This is a genomic window from Shewanella sp. 10N.286.52.E4, assembly GCF_041468785.1.
In the GTDB taxonomy this organism is placed as follows: Bacteria; Pseudomonadota; Gammaproteobacteria; order Enterobacterales; family Shewanellaceae; genus Shewanella; species Shewanella electrodiphila.
Map to the genome: position 1 here is coordinate 79606 of NZ_JBFRJJ010000017.1, position 18613 is coordinate 98218.

13 protein-coding genes are annotated in these 18613 nt (G+C 40.2%); 7 read left to right on the plus strand and 6 right to left on the minus strand.

Going from position 1 to position 18613, the window contains the following annotated elements; all coding sequences use genetic code 11:
* The first annotated feature begins 534 nt into the window (after positions 1-534).
* The gene (locus tag AB4153_RS09225; protein WP_371997144.1) at positions 535-1710 is read left to right on the plus strand and encodes a patatin-like phospholipase family protein; all 1176 of its coding nucleotides are present in this window, start codon (positions 535-537) and stop codon (positions 1708-1710) included.
* 259 nt (positions 1711-1969) lie between these two features.
* Here AB4153_RS09225 and AB4153_RS09230 read toward each other — a convergent pair whose 3' ends face one another.
* From AB4153_RS09230 to AB4153_RS09240, 3 genes are all read right to left on the minus strand, one after another.
* Positions 1970-2827: a patatin family protein gene (locus tag AB4153_RS09230; RefSeq protein WP_371997146.1), complete on the minus strand. Its 858-nt coding sequence runs from the start codon at positions 2825-2827 to the stop codon at positions 1970-1972.
* 170 nt (positions 2828-2997) lie between these two features.
* Positions 2998-5493, minus strand: a complete 2496-nt coding sequence (locus tag AB4153_RS09235; protein ID WP_371997148.1) for an EAL domain-containing protein — start codon at positions 5491-5493, stop codon at positions 2998-3000.
* A 209-nt stretch (positions 5494-5702) separates the two neighbouring features.
* Positions 5703-6695, minus strand: coding sequence for a polysaccharide deacetylase family protein (locus tag AB4153_RS09240; protein ID WP_371997150.1), 993 nt, complete (start codon positions 6693-6695; stop codon positions 5703-5705).
* 200 nt (positions 6696-6895) lie between these two features.
* Here AB4153_RS09240 and AB4153_RS09245 point away from each other — a divergent pair, with 200 nt between their 5' ends.
* Positions 6896-7555: a nitroreductase family protein gene (locus AB4153_RS09245; protein WP_102526523.1), complete on the plus strand. Its 660-nt coding sequence runs from the start codon at positions 6896-6898 to the stop codon at positions 7553-7555.
* 87 nt (positions 7556-7642) lie between these two features.
* Here AB4153_RS09245 and AB4153_RS09250 read toward each other — a convergent pair whose 3' ends face one another.
* Positions 7643-8845 carry an ammonium transporter gene (locus tag AB4153_RS09250; protein WP_102526522.1) on the minus strand — a complete coding sequence of 401 codons (1203 nt, stop codon included), beginning with the start codon at positions 8843-8845 and terminating at the stop codon, positions 7643-7645.
* Between the two features lie 665 nt (positions 8846-9510).
* Between AB4153_RS09250 and AB4153_RS09255 the strand changes: the two genes are divergently transcribed.
* Together AB4153_RS09255 and AB4153_RS09260 are read left to right on the plus strand one after the other, a co-directional pair.
* Positions 9511-10155 carry a TetR/AcrR family transcriptional regulator gene (locus AB4153_RS09255; protein WP_303515022.1) on the plus strand — a complete coding sequence of 215 codons (645 nt, stop codon included), beginning with the start codon at positions 9511-9513 and terminating at the stop codon, positions 10153-10155.
* A gap of 48 nt (positions 10156-10203) precedes the next feature.
* Entirely contained in the window at positions 10204-11187 is a 984-nt protein-coding gene (locus tag AB4153_RS09260) for an MDR family oxidoreductase (protein ID WP_371997152.1), read from the plus strand.
* 105 nt (positions 11188-11292) lie between these two features.
* Here AB4153_RS09260 and AB4153_RS09265 read toward each other — a convergent pair whose 3' ends face one another.
* On the minus strand, positions 11293-13377 hold the full coding sequence (locus AB4153_RS09265; RefSeq protein WP_371997153.1) for a M13 family metallopeptidase: 2085 nt from the start codon (positions 13375-13377) through the stop codon (positions 11293-11295).
* 464 nt (positions 13378-13841) lie between these two features.
* Here AB4153_RS09265 and AB4153_RS09270 point away from each other — a divergent pair, with 464 nt between their 5' ends.
* Positions 13842-14570, plus strand: coding sequence for a TonB family protein (locus tag AB4153_RS09270; RefSeq protein ID WP_371997155.1), 729 nt, complete (start codon positions 13842-13844; stop codon positions 14568-14570).
* A 79-nt stretch (positions 14571-14649) separates the two neighbouring features.
* Here the strand turns inward: AB4153_RS09270 and AB4153_RS09275 are convergent, their stop codons facing one another.
* On the minus strand, positions 14650-15555 hold the full coding sequence (locus tag AB4153_RS09275) for a LysR family transcriptional regulator (RefSeq protein ID WP_371997156.1): 906 nt from the start codon (positions 15553-15555) through the stop codon (positions 14650-14652).
* 207 nt (positions 15556-15762) lie between these two features.
* On the opposite strand from AB4153_RS09275, the gene AB4153_RS09280 reads away from it, so the two are divergent.
* Positions 15763-16839, plus strand: a complete 1077-nt coding sequence (locus AB4153_RS09280; protein WP_371997157.1) for an aldo/keto reductase family oxidoreductase — start codon at positions 15763-15765, stop codon at positions 16837-16839.
* Between the two features lie 58 nt (positions 16840-16897).
* A partial coding sequence (locus AB4153_RS09285; protein ID WP_371997159.1) for an alpha-amylase family glycosyl hydrolase occupies positions 16898-18613 on the plus strand: 1716 nt, incomplete at its 3' end.

The following is an 18613-nucleotide window of genomic DNA, read 5'->3' on the forward strand; positions in this document are numbered from 1 at the left end:
TTATAGGCGCTTAGTTATAGTCGCTTAGTTATAGACGCTTAGTTATAGACGCTTAGTTATAGACGCTTAGTTTTAGCCGCTTAGCTTTAGCCGCTTAGCTTTAGACGCTTAGCTTTAGCCGCTTAGTTATAGACGCTTAGTTCTAGTCGCTTAGCTTTAAACGCTTAGCTAAGGTTTTGTGCTTTTAAACGGAAGATGACTCTTGGAAGAGGTGGTGATTTGATTTGTTATTTTTTATTGGAGCAAGCCAAAACACTCAGCAAGAGAGTTAAAGGTATGGATGTTCTAGGCGAGGGTTTAATCCTACAAACGTGATTTAAGTGCAGGTTAGTTTGTCTTTATAGTGCCCCAATTCAAGCTGCATATATGACGTTAGCCTTAAAATAAATACACCATGGTGTGCTTATTAGGGGGGTAATTAGTCATAACAGATATAACCCCGTTTATTGAACGATAAGCCTTCCTGTTTACTGCTAATAAAAACAGTTAAACGAGTGAGATGCATGTCGCTATACAGACCAAAAGAGAGATAGCATGACTCATATTAAGAAATTAGCTGCATTATTGTTAGTGACCATTTTAATGGGCTGTAGCACGACGCATACACTAGATATTCGTATTCCTGAAAAAGGATATGAACAGGCTATTGTTGGTGATGTGGCCGATAATTCATCGAAAGAACCTTTACGTTTTTGGGCCGGTGAGCAGGATGATTTTTTATATTCAGAGCTTAACAAATCAACTCCACTGAAGGTTCAAGGTGATGCGTTAAATATTCTCGTGCTATCGGGGGGAGGTGCTAAAGGTGCGTTTGGTACTGGTATCGTAAATGGCTTATATGAACAAGATAAACTTGAGCAATACACCATTGTAACAGGCGTGAGCGCAGGGGCTCTTATTGCACCATTTGCATTTTTAGGTGGCGATGAAGTTCCTCGACTAAAAGAAGTCATGTTAGGTATCACAGATAAAGAAGTGATTGGTAAACGTAATTTTTTAAATACGTTATTCAAAGATGGGTTTAGCAATGGCGACAATATGCTCGAGTTTATTACCCATGTATATAACCCAGAAATGATTGAGCAAATTGCCAAGCAACATCAAGCGGGTCGTCGACTCTTTATTGGCACCACTCAATTTGATTCAGGTCGTTTATCCATTTGGAATATTGGTCAAATTGCCAATAGCGATATAGAAAATAAACAGGCTTTAATTCATCAGATTATTGCTGCAAGTTCGTCAATTCCTGGGGTTTTTCCGCCGCAGTTCATTCAAGTGAATTATCAAGGTGAACAGTACGAAGAATTACATGTAGATGGCGGTTTATCGGCGCAAATGTTCTTTGAACCGACTCAAACTGACTTTAACAAAGTGTCCAAAGCTTTAGGGTTAACACAGCAGCCTTATATTCATGTCATTCGCAACGGCATGTTTAATATGCCCTATGAACCGACGCCAGATAAAGGCATGAAACTCCTAACCCGCAGTTTAAAAAGCTTAACCGTACTGCAAAGTCGTGGAGACTTATACAAGATGCTTTACGATAGTGAACTTCAGCAAATCGATTTACGTTTTACCTATGTTGATGATGAGTTTTCAGCGCCATCAAAAACCAAAGCAATGTTTGACCTTGAATACATGAAAGCGCTTTACCAGTATGGCTTTGACAAGGTGGTAAATGACACCGTGTGGTCACAAGAACTGCCATAAGTAACACCGTTATAAGTATGTTTTACCCATAATTAGTATAAGAAAAGCAATCACTAAATTATCAATCTACTCGTTGGTTATTGGCGTTCGTTATCATGTTTTGTGGTGTCACGAATAGCCAACTTGCCTTAAGGCATTTTTTTCGTAACCAGTGCACGGAAGCAACACGTTAACCGGACTTTATGTCCGGTTTTTTTTGTCTATTTTTTAAGGATGATATTGTTTAAGGCAGATATTATTTAAGGCTGAGTTTACCGGTTCAACTGTTATCAACTGATAGATTGGCGGCATCAATGCCCATTTGATAACCAGACTCTAAGATGGCTTTATCTGTGGTTAGACGGCCAACATTGAATTCTGCTGGTGGAGCGATAACATTGATTTTGCAATCCAAGGGTGGTGACTGAATAAAATCAATCGCGTTATTATAACTATTGGCACGATTGACCATTGCATTGGCTAATTGTGGGTGAGCTTTTAATGCACGCTTTATTAGCCAAGGTAGTTTCGGGGATTTCTTTCGGTAACCCAGTGGCCTTGATAACACGACAGTGATTTCTTTCGCTCCCATTTCGTAGGCTTTGATAATTGGAATCGAGTCAGCGATACCGCCATCTGTCATGGGGCTGCCTTGATAGGCTGGAAAATCTCTAAATGCGATAGGTACAGAACATGATGCTTTTAAGATATGTTCGATATTGTCAGCATTACTTTTAATATAAACCGCTTTTCCAGTAGTAATGTCTGTTGTGACCACAAATAGTGGGACCGGTTGTTGGCTAAAGGTGTCCATATCAAAGTGACATTCTTTGGCAAGAATATCCCATAACCAGTTTAGGTCTAGCCAGTGTCCACCTTTAATAAAACGTTTTAAATCAATGAATTCAGGCAAGCATGAGTAGTGGGTGATAATACGGTAATTTCGTTGCTTTTGATTTGAAAGCCAAGAGGCGAGATTAGTTGAACCAGCGGAAACACCGATACAAAAATCAAACGGGCGATGGTTTAAATCAATAAAACGATCTAACACTCCTGAGGCAAAAATCCCTCGCATGGCACCACCTTCTACAATCAAGGCGTGAGGTGGGGGAGATGGCTGAAGTAAATTGGTATCCATGCGTGTGTTAACTGCTTTCATTTTGATTATTTATTGAGTTATGTACATTAGTTATTAGGCTGTAATTAGAAAGCCGCTTTCTATGTTAATCACCATAGAGCAAAGACTCAATCACTTCAATCTCAGATAGAGTTGCAGACAGTACCCAGGGCTGAGCACTTATTAAGGTTTTAGTGTTTATGGAAGTATTTTGATTCTAATTGCGCTAACGTTAAGGGTTTATCGAAGTAGTAACCTTGTATTAGTTCACAACCATATGATTTTAAAGTTGAAAACTGTTCTTTTTCTTCGACGCCTTCAGCGACAACTTTGATATCGTAAGCTTCACTTATAGCTAAAATGGCTTTGACTAGGGCATTACTTTGAGGGCTGCTGATCATATTATTAATGAAACAGCGATCTATTTTGATTTCAGTTATTGGCAGTTCATTTAAATAGCTTAATGAAGAATATCCTGTACCAAAATCATCAAGGGAAATACCAAATCCTAGTGCTTTTAATTCATTTAAAATAATGGATGTCTTTTTTAAATCTTTCAGCACTAAGTTTTCAGTAATTTCTAATGTAATACGTTGCTGATCAATATGGACCTCATTAACTATTTGGGTAATCGATTCGGCAAAATTGATATCCAATAATTGATGGGGAGAAATATTAATAGCCACACGGATCGCACTATCGCCATTGGGTGAGATGGCTAAAATATCTTCACAGGTTTTACGGAATATAAACAAACCTATGCTGTTTATTAGGCCTGTTTTCTCGGCAATATTAATGAAAATTTCTGGTGAGATGTTACCCAGTATTGGATTGTTCCAACGGGCTAATGCTTCAACACTCTGCAGTTTTTCAGAATTTGTGGTGATTTGAGGTTGATATAAGACGCTAATTTCATTCTTGGCTAAAGCGGATCTTAGCTGTTCTTCAAGTTGGTATTCATAAGTTATTTGAGCATCGACCTCTTCATCAAAGAAATTGACCAAACCATTCAATTTGGCTTTGGATTTATAAAGTGCAATATCGGCTTTACGAATTAACCCTTCAGGGTCTTGGCTGTCAGAGGGGTACATACTGATCCCAATGCTACCTTTAATCTCATGATGATTGTCATTCAAGCTATATTCTCGATTAAAGATACCCTGGATCAAGACAACTTTTTGATGCACTTGATGAATGTTGTCTAAGTTTGGAAAGCAAAATGCGAACTCGTCTCCGCCAAAGCGTGAAGCTGTGTCTTCTGACACTATAGATTGTTCTATGTTTCGGCTCACTTCTTTGAGTAATTCATCCCCAACTGAATGGCCATAAACATCATTAATTTTTTTAAAATTATCGATATCAATCAATAATACCGCGAGTTTTTTATGCTTTTTGTTAGCGGTTTTGATCCCTTTAGCAATATGCTCTACGAAGCATAATCGATTTGGAAAACCTGTTAGGCCATCATGCATCGCCATATGTTTCATGGTGGCTTTGGAGTTTTCTAACCTTTTAAAGTCTTTCTCAATTTGAAACTTGAACTTTTTAAATCTTTTAGCAATTAAATTACTGGCGAATAGGCAGCCTCCCACCATAAAAAAGGTCGATAGAATACTTAAAGTGAGCACCTTCATCAGTTTTTCATGGTTATTTAAAAGCAATTTCTCCTGTTTATTATTCAGATATTTTTCAAAGTCATGTGAATTGAAATGTGCCCCGACAACCCAGCCCCATGGCTCAAGTAATTTGGCATAACTAATTTCAACATGGGCTCTTTTTTCTTTGGTTAAATTAGCTAAATCAAATTCCATGAAATTCCCCTCAATGCTAACTTGAGAGAGCAGCTGATTGACTAATTCTTGAGTCGTGTGCTCATGGTGTTCGACGAAGTCATGTCGTTGATGGCTGATAGGGTTGGCCAGTGGATGACCACTCTTATTAATAATGAAGACACGCTGATGTTTGTCGTCATCATATTCAGAAATCCAGTTTAGGAGGGTATCTTTAATATCTTCTTCTACATCGGCGAGATATTCGCCTGTGCCGATAAACCAGTCATAGGGGCCAAATTGTTTGCCATAGCCCACTTTTTCGAACTCTTGGTTAGCAGGGAAACCAGGTTTTTGATACCACCAATGATAAAAAGCTTCACCGTTATGCAGCTGTATTTTCTGGATGTGTTCTTTCAGGATATAAGTCCCACGAAGATCTTGAGCGTTCCATACTGAGGTATTTTCTAAATGAGGTTTTAATCCGTGTAGTACATTTATGCCATCCATTTGGAAAATAAAAAAATAACCTCTGCCATCATTAAACCTAATCGGCCTTAATGCATCAACAATCATTTTTTTGACTTCTGATTCAGGTTTATCTTGGTTGATATTAAAGATATTGAGAGCAATAGCGTGGGCTTCATTTACTCGCATTCTAGATAGGTTTTTTAGCTGTGAAAGCGCTGCACTTTTTTTGAATTCAATGATGTTTATAACTTGATTGACTTGCAGTTTGATTTCTTGTTTTTGGCGAGCAATGACGTCTTCTCTGAGGGATATTATACTGTTGTTGGCTTTTTCTTGGTTGTCACTGATGATGACAATATTAATAATAATCATGAAAAAGCACACTGTTAAGGCAGGTGCAAACTTAATTAAATTAATCAGTTTCTGTTCATTCCATAACACCATCATTATCTTTGTAAATCCTTTTACACCGAGATTAGCTTAAATTCAGTATAGAACAAAAATCACAGGCTTATTTAGAAAAAAAGTATAAATATCAGTTAATTTATTAAAGTTTGAAGTGTGTCTAACTATCGGTTTTCGACCGACTGGAAAATGGTTGAAAAGAGGAGTGAACCACTTTTTGCTTCAGCAGTATGAGTGATCGATCACTTAGCTTATTCTTGGGGATTGAGTGGTTGATGCTTGAGCTTTACATATTGCATAATATTTCGGTAATTATCGACCCATAGCGTTTCTCGGTTATCACTTAAATACTGCAATAATTCATCATGAGCTTGATTACTGACAGTTAAGTAATCTCCTTCAATTCCATGAAACAAGATATTGGCGATGCCACCTTGTCTGTGGGCTTTTTTTACAAAGTTAATCAGCGCTTCACCACTGACATTTTCGGGCATCAACAACAAATCAAATTTGGCATCATACTGCGGATTAAAGCCTTTAATCGCCACGAAATCGTTTCTTATTACCTCGACATAATTACCTTCAGCGGTTTCAGTATCGCCGCAGGGAATAGTAAAAGTGCGACTGGTTTGACTATCTATTGCTTGCAGAAAAGTATTGGCGACGCTGATTTCTTGCTGTATCTGAGTCAAGGTTTTAGTGTCGATATCATGATAAGCGGCAACCCAGTCACGGTCTTTTTGACTTTTACTACAAGGGTGAAAAATGGTGTGATTACCTAGCTCATGACCATTAGCGGCTACGGAGCGCCATTGCTCCATTCCTTGCTGTGTACCGGGATTTGCTAAGGTGAGGTAAAAAGAGGCTTTAAAGCCATATTTATCCAGTGCTGGAATAGCATGGGCTAATTGACTCATTAACGCATCATCATAGGACAGACTGACAGCGGCTTGATAATTAGCTGGCCAAATGAAATCGGTCTCTATGTCGGTTGAGTGAGCATAATAAGGGAGACTCATCGAGCAGGTTGCTGTGATAAAAGCAGCCATTAAGGTCCAAGTTGGTGATTTCATTTTCGCTATTCCTTGAGCTTTGATTTTTACCATGATGCATGAATGGGCTATAGCATGGCTATTGTCATAGTCATCGTAATGGCTATTGTTATGGTTATTGTCATAGTCATAGTCATAGTCATAGTTATGGCTATAGCCATTGTGAATGTTATTTTCTAAATAGATTCTCAAACAGTAACCCGCTACTTAAACAGCCCTAAAAGCGCGCTTGTTATTATGGCGGTAATTTTCACTAGAAAACAAATTGGAACAACAAAGTGGTTCATTGTGGATGATTAAGACCATAATGATTGGAGCTATCGGCTCTTTTTCTCTTTCGTAATGATCTTTAATATGCACTCCATCGACATCGTTCAATGAGGAAAATCATCATGTCTCACCAAATTATTAAAGATTTAAACAGCCGTTACACTGCTAAAAAATACGATTCATCAAAGCGTATTTCGGCTGAAGATATGACTGTGCTTAAAGAAGCTATTCGTTTATCAGCTTCCTCTATTAACTCACAGCCATGGAAATTCATTGTGCTTGAGAGCGATGCAGCAAAACAACGTTTCCACGACACATTTGCTAATATGCATCAGTTTAACCAACCACATGCGACTGAAGCGTCACATATTATTATGTTCGCTCATAACCCTAATTTCACTAAAGATGACTACAGAAAAGTCGTTGATGTTGAAGTATCTTCAGGTCATTTACCTGCTGAAATGTATGACAACATGCTTAACGGAGCTTTTGGTTTTGTGGACCTTAATACCGATGAGAATGGTTATAATGGCGGCTGGACTAAGGCACAAACTTACATAGCAATTGGTAATACTTTGCATGTACTTGCTCGCTTAGGTATTGATTCAACGCCAATGGAAGGGGTTGACCCGGATTTAATCGGTGAGATTTTTAATGAAGAATTAGGCGGTTATGTGTGTCAATTCGCGTTAGCGATTGGTTACCACAAAGACGGCGAAGATTATAACAAAGGCTTACCGAAAGCCCGCTTACCAGAAGCTGACGTGATTACAGTTTTATAATTGTCAGATTTCAATAAAAAGCTCAAGCCATTGCTTGAGCTTTTTTGTTACTGAAAATCAGTACAAGAATGGTTTTATTGATTTAGGTTATTTGTCTGCATTGGTGGAGCCAATTTTATGAATGGCTAAGTCAGCGCCGATATATTCATCTTCTTGGCTTAAACGTAAGCTAGATACTTTATTGACGATGCCATAAACGATGAACCCACCAACCACAGCGAATACGACGCCAGCAGCAGTGCCGACAAGTTGCGACATAACGCTTACACCACCAAGGCCGCCGAGACTTTGTTGGCCAAATATACCCGCTGCAATACCACCCCAAACACCACATAAACCATGAAGTGGCCATACACCTAAGACATCATCAATTTTAGTGCTGCGCTGAAGCTTAGTGAACACAAATACAAACAGTCCGCCAGCAACCCCGCCTACCACGAAAGCGCCAATAGGATGCATTAAATCAGAACCTGCACAAACAGCGACTAAGCCTGCTAGTGGACCATTATGAATAAATCCGGGGTCATTTTTACCGACAATAAGCGCAATAATAGTGCCGCCCACCATGGCCATTAAGCTATTTAATGCTACAAGGCCACTAATGCCATCTAAGGTTTGTGCTGACATGACATTAAAGCCAAACCAACCAACGATTAAGATCCATGAACCCAATGCAAGAAACGGAATGTTTGAAGGTGCAAAGGCTACCCCTGGTTTACGACCACCACGGACACCCAAAAAGTAAACTGCGACTAACGCTAACCAGCCGCCCATGCCATGGACGACAACTGAACCTGCAAAGTCGTGAAACTCAGCGCCAAAAGTACTGCCAAGCCATGCTTGAAAACCATAGTTACCATTCCAAATAATCCCTTCGAAAAGTGGATAAACAAAGGCAACAATTAACGCTGATGCAAACAAGAATGGACGAAAACTGCCACGTTCAGCAATACCACCTGATACGATCGCTGGAATCGCTGCCGCGAACGTTAATAGGAAAAAGAACTTCACTAAGTCATAGCCATTATTTGCTGCTAGCGTGTCGGCGCTAACAAAAAAGTGGCTACCATAAGCAATTTGATAACCTATGACGAAGTAGGCGACAGCTGAAAAGGCGAAATCAGTTAAGATTTTAACTAATGCGTTAACTTGGTTTTTGTGTCTAACGGTACCAACCTCTAAAAATGCAAAGCCTGCGTGCATCGCAAGCACCATAATTGCACCAAGTAGGATAAAAAGGGTGTCTGCACTTTGTGCAATGACCCCGATTGCGTCACTAATATTGTCCATTTATGCTCCCCAAAGCTATTCTCTTATTAAAATTCATAGGCTTAGTGAAGCAAGAATTATTCCTATGTTGTAAAAATGTTACGCTTGGCAGGTTCATTATTGGTGCAGGTAAGTAAAATTACTGTGCTAACAGTGAGTTCGATGAGCTATAGAGGTGCGATAGTTGTGAGCCTTTCGGTTGAGTTTAGATTTTTAAGGGCAGTTTTAAGGCTTTAATGATTCAACTTGGTGCAAGCTGGTTTCATGATAGTGCAAGTCGGTTTCATGATAGTGCAAATAGATTTTATGATAGTGAAAATAGATTTATGCGATCGCAAAGTTTAACTATCAGAAAGTTAAGCTATCAAAAAGTTAAGCTATCACAAAGGTTAATCATTAATATAAGAGTTAAACACTAATATAAGAGTTAAACACTAAGCCACAAAATGAATGGCTTAAGATTGACGAATATCCTTAGCAAGTTCTAGCATGATTTGAACTGTAATTTATGAGACTTGTTTCAATCCAGCTTTGTTCAATCCAGCTTTGTTCAATCAAGTGTTGTTCTACAGCTTGCGACTACCTTTTTTTCCTTTAAGAGATCATTTGCGATCAAATTCTCAAATTTGGATTGAGATTGCAGACGATACTTGTATTTAACTAGACGATCGGTCTAATATTGAACCATGACAGAATCACAACTGGTAAAAGCGGCTAAACCTCGTCGAGGTCGACCACCAAAGGCTGCAAGAGACAATCAAGATACTCGCGCTGAGTTAATTCGCAGCGGCCTTGAGCAGCTGACCGAAAAAGGTTTTGCTTCATCAGGGATTGATCAAATATTGCGAAAAGTAGGCGTGCCTAAGGGATCTTTCTATTATTACTTTTCCAGTAAAGAAGAGTTTGGTCAGGTTGTGATTGACAATTATGCGACTTATTTTGCGCACAAACTTGATAAGCACTTGTTAGAACAAGCCTATTCGCCCTTAGCACGTATTGGCCAATTTGTAGAAAGCGCCAAAACTGGCATGGCGCGATTTGAGTTTAAACGAGGTTGTTTAGTGGGCAATTTAGGCCAAGAAGTGGACTTGCTGCCTGAAAGCTATCGCCAGCAGTTGATTGATATATTTTTAGATTGGCAACAAAGGTTATCCATTTGTCTTGAGGCGGCTAAAGCTCAAGGTGAAATCGCACAAAGTGCAAATTGTGAATTACTTGCTGAACAGTTTTGGGTTGGCTGGGAAGGTGCGGTAAGCCGCGCTAAGCTAGTTCAAAGCACCCAACCTTTACAGAATTACCTCGAGTTTTTTATCGCTGGATTACCGCGATAAAAAAATTTTAACCATTTATAGACGCTCGGTCTATATTAAGGAGACACCATGTTTAATGGTTTATTGATTGAAAAAGATGACCAAGGTTATCGCGCAGAAGTTAAAGCAATTGATGAAAGTCTGTTACCTGAAGGCGATGTTAGCGTGAAGGTACTTTATAGCACGGTAAATTATAAAGATGCTTTGGCGATTACCGGCAAAGGACCGGTTGTTAGGCAGTTTCCTATGATCCCGGGTATTGATTTAGTCGGTGTGGTTGAGCAATCAGATAGTGATAAATTTACTCAAGGCGACCATGTGCTACTTAATGGTTTCGGAGTTGGCGAAGTTCACTGTGGTGGCTTAGCGACAAAGGCACGTTTAAAAAGTGAATGGTTAATTCCGCTTCCAGCAGCGTTTACGCCAAGACAAGCTATGTCAATTGGTACTGCAGGTTATACTGCCATGCTGTCTGTTATTGCACTTGAAAAAAACGGTGTGACACCGGATAAAGGTGAAGTTTTAGTAACAGGCGCCAATGGCGGAGTAGGGAGCTTTGCTATCGCTATTCTAGCCAAGCTTGGTTATAAAGTTGTGGCTTCAACAGGTCGTGCTGATCAATCCGCTTATCTAGAAAAGTTAGGCGCTACAGAGGTGATTGATCGTAATACTTTATCAGAGCCTGGTCGTCCATTAGCGAGAGAACGTTGGGCTGGTGCGATTGATTCTGTAGGGAGTCATACCTTGGCAAACATTTGTGCTAGTACCCAATATGGCGGCACAGTGGCAGCGTGTGGTTTAGCCCAGGGAATGGATTTTCCATCTTCAGTGATGCCATTTATTTTACGCGGGGTGACATTAGCGGGTATCGACAGCGTCATGCGCCCACTTGAAGATAGGTTAGAGGCTTGGCAGCGTTTGGCTGAGATTATCGAGCCGGAAATGTTTGATGATATTTCCAAAGAAATCAGTTTAGATGAAGTGATTAATACCGCTGATGCTCTTATTGCTGGCAAGGTGCGTGGCCGCGTGGTGGTGAAGCTAGCGAAATAAAATTTCGATTTAATACCGCCCTAATGAATTAATAAAAAAGCCAGTCAGTGACTGGCTTTTTTGCGCGAGTTCAATATGAAAACTCACGTTTGAATGGTTAACTGATTACCAGATGCGAACACGTTCATCTTCAGGCAAGTAAAGTTTGTCACCAGGTTTAACATCAAATGCTTTGTACCATGCATCATGGTTACGTGGTGCTAATGCGCGGTATCGACCTGGAGCATGGGTACCGGCGCGAAGCTGGCTTAACATGCTTTGTTCGGTGCGTTTTTCTTTCCACACTTGTGCCCAAGCTAAGAAGAAACGCTGATCGCCAGTTAATCCGTCGATAATTGGTGCTTCTTTGCCATTTAAACTTAACTGGTAAGCGTGATATGCCATAGATAGACCACCAACATCACCAATGTTTTCGCCTAAGCTATTACGGCCATTAACGAAGTTTTCAGGGATAGGCTCATATTGACTGTATTGGGCGGCAAGCATATCTGCTTTCGCTTCAAATGCAGCACGGTCGCTATCAGTCCACCAGTTACGCTGAATACCATTAGCATCAGACTTAGAACCTTGGTCATCAAAACCATGGCCCATTTCATGGCCAATAACTGCGCCAATACCACCGTAATTCACAGCAGGATCAGCATTAGGATCGAAGAATGGCGGTTGTAAAATTGCCGCTGGGAATACAATTTCGTTAAATGAGCTATTGTAATAAGCATTGACAAATTGTGGTGTCATGCCCCAACGATTGCGATCGGTTTTCTTCAGCTCTTTAACAACGCTATCAGCATGGAAGTACTGACGTAGATTTTTGATATTGCTTAGCAAATCTTTGTTAGTCAGTGCTAATCCATCAAACTCTTGCCACACATCAGGATAACCAATTTTAGGCTTGAAGGCAGCTAGCTTAGCGTGAGCGTTCACTTTAGTTTCATCGCCCATCCAATCAAGACCATCAATGCGTTGGCCTAATGCAGCTCGAAGGTTTTCTACTAACTCAGCCATTTGTTGCTTAGATGACTCAGGGAAGTAGCGAGCAACATAGACTTTACCGATTGCAAAACCAAGTGACTGAGTACCAGACATTTCAGCGACAGCGCGCTTCCAACGTGGCTTAGGCTCTTCTTGACCGCTGAGTTCTTTGCCGTAAAACGCAAAGCTAGCATTGTAGATATCTTCCGATAATAAACCTGCATTGTTACTGACAGTGTGGAAGGTGAGGTAATCTTGCCATACATTGAGTGGCTGATTATTAACCAACTCAATCATTGCCTTGATAGGCTCAGGCTGAGAAACGTTAAGCTGTGGTATTTGGTAACCTGATTGCTCAAAGAATAAGTCCCAGTTGAAGTTAGGGTATTCATTGTTTAAGTCAGCACGTTTTACCTGATTTAAGGTTAAATCACGGTTACGACGTTTTTCACGTGGCCATTGACCTTCAGCTATTTTAGTTTCTAATGCCACAATCGCTTCAGCGCGAGCTTGGCCATCTTTAATGCCTGCAAAAGCAAGCATTTCAGCAATATGGCTTACGTAGGCGCTACGAATTTTTACAAAACGCTCACTATCTTCTAGGTAGTAAGAACGATCTGGAAGACCTAAACCACCGGCACCAATTGATAATTCATACTGGTTTGGATCAAGACGGTTAAACCACATACCACCAGAAATTGGCGATTCAGCATCGGTTAGCCATGCATTACCAAAAACTTGGGTTAAGTCATCGGTATTTTTGATCGCTGTAATGGTGTCTAAAGTACCTTGAATTGGGCTGATACCCAGTTTGTTGATGGTATCTGTGTCCATATAAGACTGATAAAAGTCAGCAATTAATTGCTCTTCAGCATTTAGGTCGCTGCGGCTTGCGATATCATCAATGATTTCTTTGACTTGCTGCTCGCTGCGTTCACCTAATGCGGTAAATGCGCCATAGCGAGTTTTATCAGCAGGCATTTCAAAATTGTCATACCAAGTACCGCTGGCATACATAAAGAAATCATCACCTGGTTTAACTGCTTCATTACGGGCGGTTAAATCAACGCCGAAATCACCCAACTCAGCTTTTTGGGTTAGGGTGGCGACTGCTGCTTTAACTTTATCTGTGGCGTTATCTGTGGTTTTTACATCTGAAGTGCCACAAGCGCTCAAAAATGTTGAGGCCAGTGCAATTGCGATCAGTGTTTTTTTCATTGTTGTCTGCTTCCTTACAAAGGATGGAATCGGTTTATATTTTTATAATTATTCGATGTTATTTTTTATGGGTATTTTAACGAAAGTGGGCTTTATCGGTAAAAAACCTATCCATACTCTTAGACTGAAGAAAAAAGTCAATTTAATAATTGTTAGCAAATCTTGTTTTTATTGAGTAATTTCAATATCAGCCTAGATTTTAGGCGCGGACAATCACTAAGTTTATCCCCCCAGATCTGAAAAATATCGCGATATTATCAACTTAATATGTTTGTCACTCCCCCTTGTAATGTGCCTTTTGTGTTTATAGTTGGTTGGTTTTGTGTGATTAATTTGTTTGGTTGGTGTTAAATTTGGGCAGGTTTTAGCTATTTGTAACAAAATATTTGCTAGTTAACTTAATTGGCAACTAGAGGTTAAAAGGCACCACCTATTGTTTTAATAATAAATAACAAGGAATGTCTATGATCAAATCCAATATCATCTTTAAGCTTCAAGTTCAGGCGCAAACTCAGTTGCATAACCAAGTAAATTTAGTGATGCAGCATATGGGCAATGCCCTTGTTTCAGAGGGGGGATTGTTAGCACCACGTCAGCTAATCATTAAAGCTGGAATTATGTTGTTAGGCGCAATTGTCACTTTAGCGTTATTCGTTTTCATGGCGCAATTAGTTAAAAGTGACGCTGTATATGTTGATGAACCTGCTCCATTGCCAGTGATTAACTTTTTTCAAAAGCCACAAGAGCCTCAAAAAGTGATCAAAAAAATCAGGGTGCAACCTCAAAAAGTGCCTGCAATTATTGATCGTACTCCTATGCCAACTTCTTCAGAGGGAGATGCTGACGTCATTAAAGGTTTTACGCCTGAAGCCTTACCTGTGCCAAAAGAGAACTATGATCGGAGCTACAATGATGGAGATGCTATGCCTGTTGTGCAGGTTTCACCGCAATATCCCATGGCAGCAGCGCGAGATGGTAAAGAGGGCTATGTGATTGTGATGTTTGATATTAGTAAGACGGGCGAAGTTATCAATGCTCAAGTGATGGAGGCTGAGCCCAGAAGAGTGTTTAATCGCTCAGCAATACAAGCGATTAATAATTGGAAGTACAAACCTAAAACGGTTGCAGGGCAAGCCATTGAACAAAAAGGGCTGCAAGTGAGGCTAGACTTTAGCCTTGATCAGGCTAACTAAACTTGAGCTTATTCGCACTAAAACCTATCAAGTATTGATAGGTTTTTTGTCGACTAAATTTATCGTCGAGGAAGAATGATTAGCTGGCAGCTTGCTGAGAGGGCGGTAAATTATTGGCTATCCATTGCAAGGTAAATTCGATAAAGCGAGACAATCTAGCTGATTGATGGATCAATTGTGGATGCATCAAATACGTGGCTGAAGAGACAGTGCTTACCTGTGGTAATACTGTAATGAGTTGCCCTGAAGCTATTTCTTTGTCCACTAAGTATTCGGGCACCATAATAATCCCTTGTCCGGCAATGGCTAACGATTTGAGCATGTGATTGTCATTAACGCTAAGGCTACTAAGTACAGGTAATGACTCGCCATTTAATGGCCATTCAGTAAACTCCGTTGCTGTTAGGCATTCATGCTTAGTTAAATCTGTCACCCGTTGAGGCATACCATTACGGTTAAGGTATTGAGGGGAAGCACAGCAAATGTGCTGATAAGAAAACAGCTTTTTTGCCACCATATTTTGTGGCGGTGTGTTAGTCGCGCGAATCGCTAAATCAAAATCACTTTTGGCAAGGTCATGGGTGGTGTAGCTGCTATCGAGACTAAAGCTAATCTGTGGATGTTGTTGCTGAAACTCACTGCAGATAGCTAATAAATAACGCTGGGTAAATTGACTTGGTGCGGTGATTTTAATCCGTCCTGCAATACTGTTATTCTCATGACGGATCTGCCGGTCTAAATCTAAAAGCGACTGTTTTACATGGCTCATGCTTGCAAGGATAAGCTCACCTTGAAGCGTGAGTTTTACACTGCGAGTGGTGCGGATGAGTAAGGGTCTGGCGAACTCTTTTTCAAGCTGTCTAATTTGCTCAGAAAGATATCCTCTTGAGATCCCAAGCGATGCAGCGGCTTCAGTAAAACTTAATTGTTTTGCGACTTCACTGAACAGAAATAGCCGTTCAAATTTTTTGTGTTCTCGACTCATGTCATCATCATCTTAAAATCAACACCCTAAAATTATCATCTTAAATTAATTATCTTAAACTAATCGTCATTATCTTTTAAAACGAATTGTATTCTTTTATTGGTAGCTATATCAAACAATGATTTTGGTGAATACGGTTCCTCATTGCTGCGCAATGCTTACACTGATTGTTATCTAAAATGTGCCGATAACGAGCGAAGCCTTTCAATGAATGCATCTTTAACCGAGTCTACAGTTATTAATTCAAAATCAGTTATTAATTCAAAATCAGTCACGGGTTCAAACTCAGCAATAAATGCAAAACAAGTCAACGTTAAGCCTTTGGCGCTTGCGCAACACTTACCAGACGTTAGCCGAGTGGTTTATGGCTGCATGGGACTAGGCGGTGGCTGGAATAATCATGCCATTAGCGCAGCTGATCGAAATCAAGCTCACGAGGTTATAGATACGGCTTTAGCACAGGGAATTAACTACTTTGACCATGCTGATATTTATACCTTTGGTAAAGCAGAGCAAGTGTTTGGTCAGGTGTTGTCAGCTCGTGCTGAAATACGTGAAAAGATGTTTATTCAAACCAAATGCGGTATCCGTCTTGAAGATGATTTAGGGCCAAAGCGTTACGATTTATCAGCGCAGTGGATTAACCACAGTGTTGATAAAAGCTTGCAACAATTACAAACCGATTACCTTGATGTGTTGGTATTGCATCGCCCTGACCCACTCATGGATGCAGAGGAAATCGCAGACACGTTCCATCGTTTACGTGATGCAGGAAAAGTACGATTCTTGGGTGTTTCTAATATGCAGCATCATCAAGTATCAGCCATTCAACAAGCGCTTGATACACCTTTAGTTGTCAACCAAATTGAGTTGAGTTTACACAAGCAAGATTGGCTCGATGAAACTGTTTATGCGGGTAATCAAGCAGGCGCAGGGGTTAACTTTACCCCTGGTACATTAGCGTATTGCCAGCAGAACCGTCTGCAAGTGCAGTCTTGGGGGAGCTTGTGTCAGGGGCTTTACACTGGAGTCGATGCAAGTAGTCAACCAATTGCGGTTCAACAAACCAGTAAATTAGTAGCGCGATTAGCCGCAGATTACGGGGTTAGCAAGGAAGCCATTTTACTTGCTTGGTTAATGCAGCATCCTGCGCAAATTCAGCCCGTCATTGGTACTACGAACTTACAAAGAATTTCAGCTTGTCAGCAAGCTATTGGCTTGAAACTTTCCCGTGAACATTGGTATGCCTTATATGTGAGCGCAAAAGGTGAAGAGTTACCTTAACTTTATATCACTTCGTTGTGGCACTTTTGTTTGAACTATTAATGGATTAAGAACAAATATGAAATCAATATTATCAAAAACTACATTGGGTGTAGCAAGGCTTGGTTTAGTCACTGTCAATGCAGGAGTACTGCTCCTAGGTTGCCTCATAAGTGAGTCATCTCAAGCCGAGTCAGCGGCTTTTGAATTAGCGTCCACGCAATCAATTTCCAGGGAATCGAACGTCAGCGAACCCTCAGCATCGTTAGATATTTACCAAGATTATCTACATCGAGATATTCGGGATGACATTTTTTATTTTGTATTGCCAGATCGATTTAATAATGGCAATGAAGCTAACGATAATGGCGCATTGTCAGGAATATCTCACGGTGGTGTCGATAAGACGTCAGCGCGTGGTTTTCATGGTGGCGATATTACTGGGATTGAGCAGAAATTAGATTATTTGGCGTCTCTAGGGATCACAGCTATTTGGATGACACCACTACTGAGAAATCAGGCGATTCAAAAAGACGGCATTGCACATCACGGTTATTGGATTGTCGATTTCAGTGAAATTGATCCACACTTTGGTAGTAATGATGATCTTAAAGCCTTAATCAATGCTGCTCACCAGCGGGGAATGAAGGTGTTTTTTGACATCATCACTAATCACACCGCAGACATCATCCGCTATAGCGAGTGCCATCAACAAGACGGTCAATTCCGTCAAGGTCTAGACCATTGTGAATACAAGCCGTTAAGCACATCTAAAACAGAACAATACTCACCATTTATACTTGATGAACACGCTGATATTAAAGTGCCAGAGTGGTTGAACGATCCGCAGTATTACCATAATCAAGGTGATAGTAGCTTTAAAGGTGAAAGCTCACTTAATGGTGATTTTAATGGCCTTGACGATCTTAATACTAAAAATCCTCAAGTGCTCAAAGGGATGATTGAAATTTATCAGCAATTGATAGCCGAGTTTAAGCCTGACGGGTTTCGCATCGATACTGTGCGTCATGTTGATTTGTCATTCTGGCAAACTTTTACACCAGCAATTATTGATTATGCCAATCGACAAGGCATTCCTAATTTTCATGTATTTGGCGAGGTCTACGACACTAACCCACATCATCTCAGTTTGTATACCACAGAAGGTAAATTGCCCTCGGTATTAGACTTTGCTTTTCAGGATGTCGCTGCTGATATTTTTTATCGTGGTAAAAGCCCGCTATTAGCAAAACAGTTATTTGAGCAAGATGTGTTGTATCAAGATGAAGATAGCCAAGCAGATTTATTGATGACCTTTTTAAGTAACCATGACATGGGGCGAGCGGGGTATTTTATTAATGGCTCAGGACTTGAATTGACGGCAGCTGAAAAGTTACAGCGGAGTATTTTATCCCATGCGTTTATGTTTTTATCGCGCGGGATCCCCGTTGTATATTACGGTGATGAGCAAGGCTTTACTGGTGATGGTAATGATATTGATGCAAGAGAAGACATGTTTCCATCAAAGGTAAACAGTTATAACGATAATGTGTTAATGGGAACTTCAGCAACGACTGCTGAAGATAATTTTAATCAATCCCATCCACTATTTATGGCGATATCAGCCCTCAGTCAGCTTAGGAAAGAGCATAGAAGCTTACGTCGTGGCGTATATCAACCTAGATACTATCAAGCTTCAACAATCCAAGATTCAACAATTCAAGTCTCATCAATTCAAGCTTCATCAATCCAAGATTCATCAATCCAAGCTTCATCAATCCAAGATTCAACAATC

Coding starts and splice junctions, on each gene's coding strand:
- AB4153_RS09225 (WP_371997144.1), top strand. CDS start 535: ATGACTCATATTAAGAAATTAGCTGCATTATTGTTAGTGACCATTTTA.
- AB4153_RS09230 (WP_371997146.1), bottom strand. CDS start 2,827: ATGGATACCAATTTACTTCAGCCATCTCCCCCACCTCACGCCTTGATT.
- AB4153_RS09235 (WP_371997148.1), bottom strand. CDS start 5,493: ATGATGGTGTTATGGAATGAACAGAAACTGATTAATTTAATTAAGTTT.
- AB4153_RS09245 (WP_102526523.1), top strand. CDS start 6,896: ATGTCTCACCAAATTATTAAAGATTTAAACAGCCGTTACACTGCTAAA.
- AB4153_RS09250 (WP_102526522.1), bottom strand. CDS start 8,845: ATGGACAATATTAGTGACGCAATCGGGGTCATTGCACAAAGTGCAGAC.
- AB4153_RS09255 (WP_303515022.1), top strand. CDS start 9,511: ATGACAGAATCACAACTGGTAAAAGCGGCTAAACCTCGTCGAGGTCGA.
- AB4153_RS09260 (WP_371997152.1), top strand. CDS start 10,204: ATGTTTAATGGTTTATTGATTGAAAAAGATGACCAAGGTTATCGCGCA.
- AB4153_RS09265 (WP_371997153.1), bottom strand. CDS start 13,377: ATGAAAAAAACACTGATCGCAATTGCACTGGCCTCAACATTTTTGAGC.
- AB4153_RS09270 (WP_371997155.1), top strand. CDS start 13,842: ATGATCAAATCCAATATCATCTTTAAGCTTCAAGTTCAGGCGCAAACT.
- AB4153_RS09275 (WP_371997156.1), bottom strand. CDS start 15,555: ATGAGTCGAGAACACAAAAAATTTGAACGGCTATTTCTGTTCAGTGAA.
- AB4153_RS09280 (WP_371997157.1), top strand. CDS start 15,763: ATGAATGCATCTTTAACCGAGTCTACAGTTATTAATTCAAAATCAGTT.